The 14,262-nt window shown below is 38.6% G+C and carries 14 protein-coding genes; 3 read left to right on the plus strand and 11 right to left on the minus strand.

Annotated elements, in window-relative coordinates; all coding sequences use genetic code 11:
- Positions 1–259: 259 nt before the first annotated feature.
- The 4 genes from CEY16_RS10640 to CEY16_RS10655 form a co-directional block, all read right to left on the minus strand.
- Positions 260–1,345: a DctP family TRAP transporter solute-binding subunit gene (locus CEY16_RS10640; protein ID WP_101332363.1), complete on the minus strand. Its 1,086-nt coding sequence runs from the start codon at positions 1,343–1,345 to the stop codon at positions 260–262.
- A 94-nt stretch (positions 1,346–1,439) separates the two neighbouring features.
- A complete protein-coding gene (locus tag CEY16_RS10645) occupies positions 1,440–2,705 on the minus strand; it encodes a TRAP transporter large permease (protein WP_101332008.1) in 1,266 nt (421 codons plus the stop codon).
- A gap of 24 nt (positions 2,706–2,729) precedes the next feature.
- Positions 2,730–3,335, minus strand: coding sequence for a TRAP transporter small permease (locus CEY16_RS10650; protein WP_101332010.1), 606 nt, complete (start codon positions 3,333–3,335; stop codon positions 2,730–2,732).
- Positions 3,336–3,789: 454 nt separating this feature from the next.
- Positions 3,790–5,586 (minus strand): cation:proton antiporter, encoded by a 1,797-nt coding sequence (locus CEY16_RS10655; protein ID WP_101332012.1) that lies wholly within the window; start codon positions 5,584–5,586, stop codon positions 3,790–3,792.
- Positions 5,587–5,775: 189 nt separating this feature from the next.
- Here CEY16_RS10655 and CEY16_RS10660 point away from each other — a divergent pair, with 189 nt between their 5' ends.
- Both CEY16_RS10660 and CEY16_RS10665 read left to right on the plus strand, forming a co-directional pair.
- Positions 5,776–7,347 (plus strand): FMN-binding glutamate synthase family protein, encoded by a 1,572-nt coding sequence (locus tag CEY16_RS10660; RefSeq protein ID WP_101332013.1) that lies wholly within the window; start codon positions 5,776–5,778, stop codon positions 7,345–7,347.
- Between the two features lie 88 nt (positions 7,348–7,435).
- A complete protein-coding gene (locus CEY16_RS10665; protein WP_101332017.1) occupies positions 7,436–7,741 on the plus strand; it encodes a DUF3243 domain-containing protein in 306 nt (101 codons plus the stop codon).
- A 56-nt stretch (positions 7,742–7,797) separates the two neighbouring features.
- Here CEY16_RS10665 and lipA read toward each other — a convergent pair whose 3' ends face one another.
- Together lipA and CEY16_RS10675 are read right to left on the minus strand one after the other, a co-directional pair.
- A complete protein-coding gene (gene lipA, locus CEY16_RS10670) occupies positions 7,798–8,733 on the minus strand; it encodes a lipoyl synthase (protein WP_101332019.1) in 936 nt (311 codons plus the stop codon).
- A gap of 19 nt (positions 8,734–8,752) precedes the next feature.
- Positions 8,753–9,574, minus strand: a complete 822-nt coding sequence (locus tag CEY16_RS10675) for a lipoate--protein ligase family protein (protein WP_101332021.1) — start codon at positions 9,572–9,574, stop codon at positions 8,753–8,755.
- Positions 9,575–9,850: 276 nt separating this feature from the next.
- Between CEY16_RS10675 and CEY16_RS10680 the strand changes: the two genes are divergently transcribed.
- Positions 9,851–10,183, plus strand: a complete 333-nt coding sequence (locus CEY16_RS10680) for a helix-turn-helix domain-containing protein (RefSeq protein ID WP_101332023.1) — start codon at positions 9,851–9,853, stop codon at positions 10,181–10,183.
- Positions 10,184–10,205: 22 nt separating this feature from the next.
- Here CEY16_RS10680 and CEY16_RS10685 read toward each other — a convergent pair whose 3' ends face one another.
- The 5 genes from CEY16_RS10685 to tapA all read right to left on the minus strand — a co-directional run bounded on the left by CEY16_RS10685 (position 10,206) and on the right by tapA (position 14,139).
- Positions 10,206–10,823, minus strand: a complete 618-nt coding sequence (locus tag CEY16_RS10685; protein WP_101332025.1) for a class D sortase — start codon at positions 10,821–10,823, stop codon at positions 10,206–10,208.
- A gap of 9 nt (positions 10,824–10,832) precedes the next feature.
- Entirely contained in the window at positions 10,833–11,459 is a 627-nt protein-coding gene (locus CEY16_RS10690; RefSeq protein ID WP_101332027.1) for a TasA family protein, read from the minus strand.
- 81 nt (positions 11,460–11,540) lie between these two features.
- A complete protein-coding gene (locus CEY16_RS10695) occupies positions 11,541–12,410 on the minus strand; it encodes a TasA family protein (protein WP_101332028.1) in 870 nt (289 codons plus the stop codon).
- A gap of 97 nt (positions 12,411–12,507) precedes the next feature.
- Positions 12,508–13,062, minus strand: a complete 555-nt coding sequence (gene sipW / locus CEY16_RS10700) for a signal peptidase I SipW (protein WP_101332029.1) — start codon at positions 13,060–13,062, stop codon at positions 12,508–12,510.
- A gap of 33 nt (positions 13,063–13,095) precedes the next feature.
- Complete coding sequence (gene tapA, locus CEY16_RS10705; RefSeq protein WP_101332030.1) at positions 13,096–14,139, minus strand: amyloid fiber anchoring/assembly protein TapA; 1,044 nt, start codon at positions 14,137–14,139, stop codon at positions 13,096–13,098.
- Between the last annotated feature and the right edge of the window lie 123 nt (positions 14,140–14,262).

A 14,262-nucleotide genomic window follows, 5' to 3' on the forward strand; every position in this document is an offset into this window, starting at 1 on the left:
GCACATAGCATGTCCACGTAAAGGTCTCGCTAACAACAGAATGTTTGCTGCCACCATAGCCGGAGATTAGATCTCGTAATGACGACTATAATGTAACAAGCTACTCCCCTTTATATAAGTAAAATATTTGTCATTATTTATTTTATAATTTCACTTTACTCCCTAGGTTAAGTAAAGTCAACTATTATCAGAAAAGCAAGATTTATTATTATGTAAAAAAACAGCCCTGCTCGTGCAGGACTGTTTTCAAAGCCAAGATTTATTCACCTGACATAGATTCTATTTCTTCCATAAGCTTATCAAGAATAGCACCATCTACAGTAGAAACTTCATCACGATAGAAGTCACGAACTGGTTCAGCAAGTTTTCTGAACTCGTCACGCTGTTCTTCAGTTAGTTCGATGATTTCTGTAGGGTTTTCAGTATCTTCTTCAATTACAGTTAGATACTCTTCGTTCTGGCGCTCTTGCTCTTCATAAACCCACTCTTGCATTTCTTCAGTTGTTTCATCAATCATAGTTTGAATGTTTTCATCTAAGCCTTCGTACCATGTAGTGTTAACAGTAGTCATCGCTACATAGTTGTTGTGGTTAGAAATAGTCATTGTGTCCTGAACTTCGTGGAAAGATGCATCCGCAATAAAGAAGATCGGGTTTTCTTGCCCTTCAACTGTACCTTGGTCTAAACCAGTGTACAATTCACCCCAACTCATAGATTGTGGGCTAGCACCATACGCTTCATAAGACTCCATAATTAAAGGAGAAGTTTGAACACGCATTTTCAGATTTTCAAAGTCAGATGGTTCTTGAATACCTACATTACTGGTCCACTGCATAGCACCTTCAGTCCAGTAAGCTAGAGGAGATATATCATACTCTTCATAGCGCTCACGTAGATCTGTGTTTAATGCTTCACTTTCGTTCAAGATGTCTTGAACTGCTCTTGTGTCATCCGGTAATAGGAAGTGCAATGCGAATAACTGTCCTTCAGCTACCATGTTACCAGTGAAACCTGGAGACATAACAGCCATTTCAACGTTACCACTTTGTAACTGCTCTACCTGGTCCGTTTCACTACCTAGACCACCGAACTCATATACTTCAATGTTGATTTTTCCATCAGATTTCTCGCTCATACGATTAGCAAACTCTTCAGCATATACATACTGAACTTGTCCTTGTACTTCTTCAGTAACGAATCTCCAAGTCTGTTCCTCAATATCTGAAGAACCTTCACTTGCTTCTTCGTCACCGCCTTCACTTGAATCGTCGCCACTTGACTCATCTGTAGTGTCATCTCCAGAATCACCTTCTGAATCATCGCCACCACAAGCAGCTAAAAGCATACCTAATGTTAAAACTAATACCAAACTTAACAAAAACTTTTTGTTAAAAATAATGGTAATTACCCCCTAATAAATTATTTTTTCAAAGATTCTCTTACAATAACGCAAGAGAAATCTGTGGAAACAGAATTAATAGTATTGATATGACCACCATCATTAAAATGTATGGTGGTGTTCCTTTGATGACCTCCATATAAGGCCGGTTAAATACGGCACTTGCCGTGAATATGTCAACCCCAAACGGTGGTGTTGCTGAACCTAATGCCGCTTGGAAGGTGATAACGATTCCTAAATGTACAGGATCAATTCCTGCAGCACTTGCTGCCGGCATGAAGATTGGTGTTAATACTAATATAACAACAATCGGATCCACAAACATACAACCTACGAAGAAGAAAATCGTTACAATCACTAGCACATAAATTGCACTAGGGTCACTTCCTAAGACTGCTTCCGACAACATTTGCGGAACTTTTTCAATATTGATTAAGTAAGTAAACACTTGCCCACCTGCAACAAGAATGAATACTGCAGATGTTACTAACCCCGTTGATAAAGCAATGCTTGGGATCTTTTTGATATGAATAGAACGGTAAATAATTACCTCAAGAATGAATGCGTATAATACGGATACACCTGCTGCTTCTGTAGCAGTGAAAGTACCTGTGTAGATACCACCGATTACTACAATCGGGAAGCCTAAAGGCAATAAAGCTCTTATGAAAAATTGCCCTCTTTCTTTCCATGTTGCTTTCGAAGCAAGCGGTACTCCCTTAACTTTTGCATAAATCATACTATATATAGCGAATGTTAAGAATACCAATACACCAGGTAGAATACCAGCGATAAACAAGTCCCCGATTGAAGTATTAGAAGCTAAACCATAAATGATCAGTCCAATACTTGGAGGTACTAGTAAAGCTACGTCACTGGCATTAATTATTAAAGCTATAGCACTAGAATCTTTATAGCCATTTCTAAGTAAACGTTCGCGCATAGGTTTACCAATGGCAACAACCGTTGCCTGGGTAGAACCCGAAATCGAACCGAACATGGTACAAGCTGCAGCTGTTGTAACTGCATAACCACCTCTAATATGTCTAACGAATGAACCAATGAAATCTAGTAAACGATCCGCTGTCCGACCAGAGGTCATGATATCAGCAGCGAATATAAATAACGGTACACATAGCAATTCGTATGTTTCGATACCAGTGATTAACTGTCCCACCATTATCGACGAATCAAAAATTGGCAGATAAATCATTGCCACTACAAAAGGAGCAATAATCAATGGGATCATCATTGGGAAATTCAGCATCAATAGTACAAACATGATTCCTAGCAATAATGATAGCATGTAGATTTCCTCGCTTTATATTTTTTATACTTGTAGGTTATCATCTAATTCTCGTTTTTCGGGCTCGATATCATTATAGTCTAATGCATCTGTACCAATATAAACCTCTTTGTTGAAGATGTTTACGAGCATGTTACGTACATACTGGATGGCACCTAACAAAAAGCCAATCGGGAGGAACATATACATTAAATAAATCGGTACCCGGAGCGATGTTGTCGTGGTTCCTCGTTCATATGCATTCTGCACATATTGGAACGAAACGTATGCAAGGACGAACAATGCAATCGCTGTACCAAGAGGAATCAAAATAGCCATGAACTTCCTGAATTTGAAAGGCACTGAATCATAAATCGCTGACATACTAATATGCCTGCCTTTCCGGGCACCATAGCTTATTCCCATGAAGGTAGCAATGATAATAGCAAATTGAGCGACCTCAGCATGGAAATAAATACTTGGTCCAAATAACTCACGACTGATTACATTTCCACAAATCATAAGAGAAATGACAATGACTGATGCACTAAGGATGAATTCTTCCATCTTTAAGATCGCCTGATCAAGCATATTAAGGGCTTTCCCTATTCCTCGGAAGAATGGGTTATCAAAAAACGCACCTTTTTTCATGTTCCCTCCCCTTTCACTTATTACCTATATCTTTAGACTGATTAATTAATTCACATAAGACGTACATTTAATCGTACCTTACAAATTGTAAGCTCTACAACTCCTAAAAAAATTCATATAGCACAAATAAATCACTTATGCCGTGAAGAATTCAACTTGAAAAATACTATCCTTTTTTATCATCCACATATCTTTCATATAATTCAGAATGCTTATTTTTTGCAGGTTGACTGGATTTTATTTTTTATAGTATGTGTGTATTTATTATATTTATAAAATATTTCATACTTGAGAAAATTGTCGGAATATGAATTCTGAATTATTAAAAAATTATATCATGTCAAAGTACCCACAAGCAACCATACTGCTCTCATATAGTTACTATCAAAGGAGAAAACTAATAAAAAAATCTCCGCCACTTTATTTTAATGGCGAAGATTTTTAATTTATGAACTTAATGGTTATTAGGTTTTGTTAGACTGATTACTGTATCTCCAACCTCAGCCTTCGTGTCATTAGAAGGTGAAAAGAAGTCGATAGAACCTGATTTTCGAGCAACCATTAATAGTACACTTCCTTCTTCACGGTCCGCTAGATATTGCTTGAAGGAATATTGATCTGTGATTGAAGTTTTCTTAAACATATAACCACCATTGATCTTTTCATTCAACGATGTCCAGTTAGCTCCTTCTTCAAATAACTGCTTACCACTTATATGCTTACTTACATCTTCAAGGTGATCACCTTGATTCACTTGCAAAGGTAATTGATACAGATGTTCTCTTCCGAAAGAAGGAACGAATGTTGAACTGATCAAAGTGTTGTAAGAATCATATTCTGTCACACTAATCATGTATTCAAAAGGTGTCAGATCTATTTGGTAATCCGTCTGCTCAGATAAAATTTCGCAGTTCTCATAAGGTACATCCAATCTTCTAGCATGTGATAATCTACTCCAAGAAGAATCCGAAACCAAGACTGGAATATTTAAATCTTGTAGTACTTTCGCAAAATTGACTGAAAATTTACTAGACCCTACAATTAACACTCCTGGCTTACTTTCTGTAGATAACCCCAGCTTTTTAGACATCCATCCTAAAGAAAAACCATGGATTACAACCGTTGAAAATACTAAGCCGAAAGTGAGTGAAGTTAAAATCACCGCATCGTCGAATCCGGCCTCTAGTAGTATCCCAGCAAAATAACCAGAAACCGTCAGTGCTACAATACCTCGAGGTGCGATCCACCCTACTAATAGCTTCTCTTTGAACTGAAGATCCGTGCCGATTGTGGACAAGAAAATCGTTAATGGTCGAGCGACAAATAACATCAGTAAGATGAATGCAATGATGTTCCAATCAAAAATAGAAAGCAATGTCTCACGATTAAGGGATGCTGTCAGCATGATGAAAATTGCAGAAACCAGTAAAATGGAGATATTTTCTTTAAAGTGTCTCATATCACCAATTGAGGATATATGCATATTGGCCAGTGTCATCCCCATGACAGTAACAGCCAATAGCCCAGTTTCATGCATGACTGTATCACTTAGAACAAAGGCCATAATGACCGTGATCAAAACAATCGGTGACTTCAAGAATTCTGGAACGAAGCCATTTTCGAACATCCAACCGACACCGTACCCGAAGAAAACACCGATGACTACTGCTAACAACGAGCCCGTCAAGAAGGCCAATACTGTTGCAAATGTCACAGTATCGATTGTCAGAAACTTGATGAACTCAAATGCGAAAACGGCGATCAACGCGCCGAAAGGATCAACAATAATGCCTTCCCACTTCAAAATAGCGGCAGGCCTCGGCTTCAATTTGGCTTGGCGTAAAAGAGGTAAGATTACCGTAGGACCTGTCACGATGAAAATACCACCGATAACAAATGATACTGCCCAAGATAAATCAGCGACATAATGAGCGGCCAACGAACCTAATAGCCAAGCTAATAATGCGCCTATGGATACAATCCGAAAAATAGGCTTTCCTAAGCCTCGAATTTCTCGCAAATCTAGACTTAAACTTCCTTCGAATAAAATAATTCCAACCGCAATAGAAATTAACGGTGAGTATAATTCCCCTAGATCATTTTGCGGGTTCATAATTCCAAAGATCGGTCCAGCCATCAAACCGACAATCGCCATGACAACGATTGCTGGTAAACGAAAACGCCAAGCAACCCATTGGGATAACACTCCTAATGAACCGATCAACATTAATTTGAAGAGTAAACTTTCCATAAAATGCCCTCCCGCTAAAATGGTACAAACTGCTTAACTTATGTACTATTGTGGTATATAGACAAGTAAGGGGAACTGGTCTGGATAAAAGTTTATAAAAAAACGTGTTTTTATAATTAAAAACGCTCAGAACAATGCACACTTAGTAAGTCATGATAGCAATTATATATTTGAATAGGAGGGGAGTCAATGGCTGACATATTATCTAACGTACTATTAATATTCATTACTCTAATTTTAATTTTACCGGGTCTTTTAATGCTTTACGCTTTTTTCGTCGATCGCAACCAAAAGAAACATTCTGTTCTTAGAAACTATCCTTTAGTGGGACGAATGCGTTACTTTTTAGAAATGGTCGGTCCCGAACTAAGGCAATACTTGTTTTCTGAAGACGGGGATGCACTCCCTTTTTCCAGAAAAGATTATCAAGACATCGTAGTCCCTGCCAAATACAAAAATCGTATGGTCAGCTTCGGTTCAAAGAGAAATTACGATGACCCAGGTTATTATGTGAAAAATTCAATGTTCCCTAAACTTGAACAAGAAATGGCTATTACCCGAGAGCCAATGGTGCCTTCGTACTTGTATAAGATAGAAAAGGAATACTTATTTTCCCGAAAAGAGCACAGGGAAAAAGCTGAGGTAGACCCATACTTATTAAGTAAGGACTACGAAGTGGTGATCGGTAAACATGCAAGGCACCCTTTCCATGTTCAAGGAATGGTTGGAATGTCTGCGATGAGTTACGGAGCATTAGGTGATCGTGCAATTACAGCCCTATCAATCGGACTTGGCCGAGCAGGCGGTACTTGGATGAATACAGGTGAGGGCGGCGTTTCCGACTATCATTTAAAAGGGAACGTAGACTTAATTATGCAAATCGGTCCCGGCTTATTCGGTGTTCGTACAAAAGAAGGCGAATTTTCATGGGAATTGCTTAAAGAAAAGGCTGAAATAGAACAAATCAAAGCATTTGAAATCAAACTGGCCCAAGGCGCTAAAACACGTGGAGGCCATGTCGAGGCTGAAAAGGTGACACCAGAAGTTGCTAGAATACGTAACATTGAACCTTATCAATCTGTCGATAGTCCAAACAGATTCAAAGAGTTTGACGATCCAGTTTCAATGTTAGAATTCATTGATCAAATTCGTGACGTTTCAGGACTCCCTGTTGGAATGAAAATCGTTGTCGGGCAAGAAGAAGATGTCGTTCAACTAGCTGAAGCTATTAAAGAAACAGGCATCGCGCCAGACTTCATATCCGTTGATGGAAGTGAAGGCGGAACAGGAGCAAGTTACCAAGAGCTAGCTGATTCTGTCGGTCTTCCGATCAAAGCAGCTATTCCAATTCTTCATAAAAGCTTGAAAGAAGCTGGTGTACGCGACCAGGTCAAAATCATTGCGTCAGGAAAGCTTTTCACACCTGACAGAGTCGCGATCGCTCTAGCATTAGGAGCAGATTTGGTACAATTGGCTCGTGCTTTCATGGTGACAGTCGGCTGTATCATGGCCCAAGTTTGCCATACCAACCATTGTCCAGTAGGAGTGGCTACCACCGACGGGAAATTGCAACGCGCACTGAATATTGAAGAGAAATCTTACCGCGTGACCAATTACGTCATTTCGACGCGAGAAGGCTTGTTCAATATCGCAGCTGCTGCAGGACTGGAGTCACCTACTGAATTTAAAGACGAACATGTATCGTTCAAAGATTTACATGACGTAATCTATGAAAATCATTTATTAACGAACAAACAGTAATTCAATACAGCTTAATGTTTAAAAGTCTCTCTCACGGGAATGCATTTAGTAGGTACCAGTAATACCCAAATGAGAGGAGTTTTACAGAATGGCTGAAAATCCAGAAAAGAAAGTCGCTCATATGAAGGAAGAAAAGAAAGATGAGATCATGCAAAACTTCCAATACTTTAAAGACTATTTAGGAGATAAAGTTGAAATGGGAGAAAAAATTGGTCTTGATGACGACCAATTAACTAAATACGCAAAAAAAGTTGCAGATTATCTAGCAAAACAAGAAAAACCGCGTAACCGCGAAGAATATTTACTAAATGAAATGTGGAACGTGGCGAACGAAAAAGAACGCGAAAACATTGCACACGTATTAGTAAAAATGGTAGATCGCACGAACGATTAATCTGAGTGCATAAATTAACCCGGACCAATTAAATTTGGTCCGGGTTTTTAGTGTACTTAGATTGATGAAGCTGGTTGATTCTTAATGTAGTTTTCTTCGAATTGCTCACGACGAGCTTTTGAAGCTTCACTAACTTGTTCATCCGCGTGATAACTTGAGCGGACTAATGGACCAGCTTGGCAATGCTGGAACCCTTTTTGGAAAGCGATCTTACGTAGCTCCGCAAATTCGTGTGGCTCATAATAGCGCTCTACCTTTAAGTGATTACGTGTCGGCTGTAAATATTGACCGATCGTTAAAATATCTACATTGTGAGCTAAAAGGTCATCCATCGCTTCGATGATTTCCTCTTTCGTTTCACCAAGACCTACCATGATACTTGATTTCGTAGGAACATCAGGTGCGACTTCCTTAACTCTTTTCAATAATGTCAGTGAACGGTCATAAGTAGCTCTCGAACGAACCGTAGGGGTCAATCTACGAACTGTTTCAATATTGTGGTTAAAGATATCAGGCCCTGCATCCATTAACATATGCAAGCTATTGTAATCACCTTTCATATCTGAAGGCAATACTTCTACTGTCGTTCCTGGGTTACGTTTACGAATAGCTTTCACTGTCTCAGCGAAAACCGCAGCACCACCATCTTGAAGATCGTCTCTCGCTACCGCTGTAACAACCGCGTGACGTAAGCCCATGATTTCAACGGACTCTGCTACACGCTCAGGTTCTTGCCAATCGATTTCAGTCGGTAAGCCAGTTTGTACAGCGCAGAAACGACACCCACGTGTACACACCTTACCTAAAATCATGAACGTAGCTGTTTTACGAACCGCCCAGCACTCGTGGATGTTCGGGCAACGGGCCTCTTCACAGACAGTGTTCAAGTTTTTCTCACGCATCATCTTTTTCAAGCCAGTGTAGTTCTTGTTCGTGTTAAGTTTAATCTTCAACCACTCAGGTTTTCTAACGTATTCTTCTTTCTTAGACAAGCGATCCACCCCTTAAAGATTATTTGGCAAAATTCCATTCCTTCATTAGATACTTGCTATCAGCTAATTCTTTTACTTCTTGTTCTTGCTCTGGTGATAATTCTAATGGTTTAAACTCGACCTCTAGTCCTTCTTGAAAACCTTCATAGAAAGCCTGTTCAACTTCTTCCAATGAAAGCTTACGATTCAGAAAATCTTCCATTGTAGTAGCTTTTTCACTAAAGATTTGTTTTGCTTTTGCTTTTGCTTGTTCAGTCGGGTAGACGAACATATCGAATAACTTGTCCGTGTCCATCCCGATCGGCACTGACCCGTGCTGGAGAATGACACCTTTTTGCCTCGTTTGAGCACTTCCTGCAGCCTTTTTACCTTCAATGACTAACTCGTACCAAGAAGGTTCATCAAAACAAACGGCAGATCCCGTTCGGTTCAATTTCCCTTCAGGTACTGCAAGATCAGCTTCGATTCCTAACTTGCGGTAACCATCTAACAATCCTTGTGAAATCACTTTATAAGCTTCTGTTACTGTTTTCGGCATATCTGGATGTTTTTCAGAAACAACTATACTATATGTAAGCTCGTGATCATGAAGTACAGCACGTCCACCCGTCAAACGGCGGACTAAATCGAAGCCGTATTCCTCAATCGCTTTAACATTTATTTTTCCATCAATTTTCTGAAAGTACCCTAAAGACATCGCCGCAGGTTCCCACGTATAGAAACGCAAAACCGGAGGAATAATACCTTCGCTGTGCCACTTCAATAGACATTCATCCATCGCCATATTGTAAGCAGCGGACTGACTTCCTGAATTCAAAAACAGCCATTTCTCTTTTCCCATAGGATACACTCTTTCATTTTGTAACATATCATTTGTTAAAACACTAACATCATATCAATTATTATACCTAGTGTAAAACGTTTATACACAAATGAGAAGGATATGATTTTAATGGTGCACCACTTTATTGATATGAAGCATAAAATCTTCTTTATCTACTCCATATGACCTAAATCGTTTGATAATTGAAGAAATTATTAACTTTTTGTGCTATATTCTAAGAAGGAATTAAAAAAAGAGAAGAGAAGAAGCGTCGCTTTAAAGGGGGTACCGCCTATGATCGGTGAAAGAGTAAAAAGATATCGCAAAGCCATGGGTATGTCGTTAACTGAATTGGCAGAACGTGCTGGTGTGGCAAAGTCATATTTAAGCGCTTTAGAGAGAAATATACAACAAAACCCTTCCATACAATTTCTAGAAAAAATCGCATCCGAATTGAATGTGTCCGTCGACCAATTATTGAATGAACCAAAAGAGGGTAGTGAAGATCCAGACCCCTTAGATAACGAATGGACAAAGTTAGTGAAAGAAGCGATGGACTCAGGAATATCCAAAGAAGAATTCAAAGACTTCCTAGAATATAATAAATGGAAACAAAGTCAAAAATAAAAACCTTCCACGTGGAGGTTTTTTATTTTGAGGAATCTTCTATTTTTTTAGCGTGTACGATCAACCGATGCGTCGGATCAATCATCGGGTCACAAGTAATTAATGTAACTACTGACTGTTCCCCCATAGGATCCAGTACAGATAAATCGTCCGGAGTAACAACCACTTTTTCGAACACTTGATATGTTGTTTGGCCGTCTGTCGTTTCGATTTCGATTGTGTCTCCACTCTCAAGCTCGTCTAACCGGTTGAATTGTCTTCCATACGTATGACTTCGATGAGCCGCAATTGCCGTATTCCCGATCTCCCCCAATGGCGTCGTGTCACTCATGATACCTGCCCCAATTTTAAGGTTCTCTTCAGTAGCACCATGTAAAACAGGAAGCGTTAAATCCAATTTTTCTATGGTCAGGACGCTATGAACTTGGTCAGTAATCTCTGCTTCATCTTCAGATTCTTGAGTGTGAGTTGATTCCCCTTCTAACTCTGCTTCATCAACCTCGGCAAACACCCGATCTAGTGACTGAAACTCCGACACCAGCTGATTCTCTTGTGACGAATAATAACTATTTTCAAGCGTTGGGAAAAAGATCGTAAGAATTCCACCAATGATGAACACTAACCCTATCAAACGCTTCATCTGGCATCATCACCCTACATCTTTTCTTCTAGCTTTAAAATAGATGGTTCCACCTAAAGCTATCGCCAAACCACCAATGATGAAGTAGATGATCGATGACTCTTCACCAGTTTGTGGGAGGAAGCCATTGAATGATGGTTTATCAGAATTATCGCTGACGACCGGTTCGATCGGTTCACCATCCGCCCATATTTCAATTAAGAAGTCCATTTCAAGTCCCTGAAATTCATTTCCAGATTCATATGGAAATTCAGCTACAAATAACAACTCTTCTGATTCACCAGAAGCTAACTGGCGAGGTTCAAAACCAAAAAAGTCCCCAAGACTACCCTCAAATAGCGTTTCTCCATCATTTATGACAGTCAGTTGGAACTCATTATAAAGCTTTTTAGAACCGCTCGTTTGCTCAGCTTTAGATTGATAATAGTAATCCTTTGCACCATCATTGTTAATTGAGATGTTTCTTTCCACACGATCCCCAGGCTTCATGTTAGTTATATCAAACAACACCTCTGTTGGAGAGGTAATTAAACTTACTGAATCTTGTTCAAATGCACTAGATTCTAATCCCGGAAGAATAAAAATTAATGCAAATGAGGTGTACAAAAAGGCAACGAAAAAAATAAACCGCTTCATAAACTATGCCTCTTTTCTTCATGATATTGATTTAATAAAAAGGCAGGGACTCCCTGCCTTTTTATTTATGAATTCTAACTACTAGTTCCCAGTATTTGAATCGTCGACTACTTCATTACCATCATATTTTCCGTTGCCTTTTGTTTCTGGAGTAGCAACAGGATTACCGTCTCCATCAGTAGCATTTGGTGCAATCTTGTTATTTACTTCTCCATTACCCTCAGGAGTGTCAATATGGTAACCATTCCACTGAGTAGCTTCTAAGTTAAAGTAGAAGTCGACTTCATTTGTTTGGAATTTGTTTTGTATAAATTCTGAATAGTCTCCCCCAACTCTGTTCTGGTCATCCTTAAAAGTTATTTGAATAAATACAGCATCCTGATCATTCGGTTCAACTGGTAAACCTATTCTTGTATGGTCAGCATCTCCTGGTAATACTAAAGGTACTAAATTTATTCGTGGCGTACCATCTGTAGCTTTGAAATCATCTTTTACAGAACTTAGATCCTCTCTGAATAAGTCCCCTAATGTTAATGTTTCTCCAGACTTAACAATATTTTCTCTAGGTTCGTGACGTGGAGATTCACCGTCTTCATTCATAAAATCAATTTCAAATTGATCTAGGAAATCTTCCATATCCTGATTATAGCCTTGATCAGCATCAAAGTTATCTGCAGTTACATTTAATAACACTTCCTTAATAGCTAAAGAACCGACATTATTTAATTTGAAAATTCTTTGAACATTATCGCCTGGCTTCATGTTACCTAAATCAAAGTTCATGGTGTGACTAGAGTGATTTTTTCCAACTTCTAAATCTAATGTTCCTGCTGCAAAGTGGTTATTAATTGTAGCAGTGTCGTTAAAGGCTGCGTAAGTTCCACCCCCTACTAACGATAGACCCATTACCCCGGTCAATACTCCCATTCCAATTTTCTTCTTAATACTCATAAAAAAATCCTCCCTCTCCTACCCCACCCAACATGAGGTATGTAAATTAATTTATTTCATCGCTAGACCTATAAAAGGCTAGTCGATAAAAACTTGATTAAATTGAATCGGATTGCACATCTTCTTTCCTTAACCTTATTGCCTGATAAATTGATTTAATAGAGCTTAGTAATAGAATGATTCCAGGTATAATCAGTAAGGTAGCTACTCCCATAGAACTGTTTGCATAATCCATCATGTATCCTACGAAAGGAATATTAATCGAAGAGTGAACTCCATAAACGTTTTCTGCTTGAACAGGGTTAATATCAGCACTTTCATTGTTGTCACCCTTGGTTGTATATAGAACTCCACTATCGTTTTGGGTAACATCCATTACCCTGTGTGTTACGTAGACTCCTGGTTCAGATTGGAACATAATAACTTCCCCAACCTTTATGGAGTTTTTATCTATATTTGGATTGATTCCAATTACAGCACCCGTTTTAATCTCAGGTTCCATTGATCCGGAATAAACTACCTTTAGTTCTTGCCCAAAAATTTGCGGAGGTCCGTCTGATGACAGATTGGTAAACACTAATATTGATGTGAAAACTAGTGCTACAATTAAAAACACATTCACAACTTTGCCAATCCACTTAATTGCTTTCATATAATTCACACCTTCCTAACAATTGTCCACGGTTTATTCATCTGAATCTGTGTTTACTTTTTTGCTATTATCCGAATCTACATTTTCAACTTTATCCGTGTCAGGACCAACATTTTCTTTTTTCGCATCTTCTTCAGCTTGATCAGATTCTTCATCAGATGTTTGGTTGTTTTCAGACTCTGTATTATCTTCAGAAACTTCTACTTGTGAATCAGATCCGCTTGTTTCTTTCTTGTCTTCTTTGCTAGAATTTTTTTTGTTCTTTTTATCTTCACCAGTAGTAACGTTCTCTTCACCTGACTTAGAATCTTTATTGTCGGACTCATCGGCTTGTTCACTTGCGTCTTTAGTTCCGTCAGACTGTTCACGCTCTTTATCATCTACGTCATCATTTTCTTGACTCTCTTGTTGAGGTTTCTGAATACTGTTTTTTTCATCTTCTTCTTCAGAAATTTCATTTTCTACGTCCATTGTTTGCACTTCTATTTCGCTGCCTTCAAACATTTCTTCTGTTATTGTGATGGTACTACTGTAACCTCCAGAACTTTCTGATTCATTAATCGAAAGGTTCTTTCCTTTACCTTTGCCGTTTCCATTGGCATGCTCATCTGGTCGGATGAATCTGAATTTATAATCTCCAGGTTCAATTGGTCCGTCATAAATCAATTTTGCTTTATCACCTGATTTTATTAGAGGCGTTTCGCCTTCAAAATCCTCAATTTTTTCTCCGTCTTTATATACGTAATAGATCCAACTTGATTCCATGTCACCATCACCACCATTTTTCACCCAAGCAAACAGTTCATCTAAAGTTCCTCCAACATCCATTCCATCAAAGTCGAGAGAACTGTTATCCCAATCTCCTTCACCGCAAACGTACTCACCTTTATCATTTACATGCCAAACGCACGTTGATATGGATTCCTTAATTGTCTCTACATCATTAAACTGTGCATCCGTTCCACCTGTGCTTAGAGAAATACTTAAAAATGTAATGTATAACACCAAGAAAGCTTTCAAAAAGATCCTACGCTGCAATTGTTTTTTTCTCATCATAGTTAATCTTCCTTTTCTCAACCCAAACCCTCCTGGGATTCATTAGTTCTTAAATAAGAACAAAAAGAATCTATTAATCTATTTTTTGTTCTATATAAAGAACTATGATTCATAGTATAGTCATAAGAATCTACTTTGCAAACC

The sequence above is a fragment of the Halalkalibacillus sediminis genome, assembly GCF_002844535.1.
Lineage (GTDB): Bacteria > Bacillota > Bacilli > Bacillales > Alkalibacillaceae > Halalkalibacillus_A > Halalkalibacillus_A sediminis.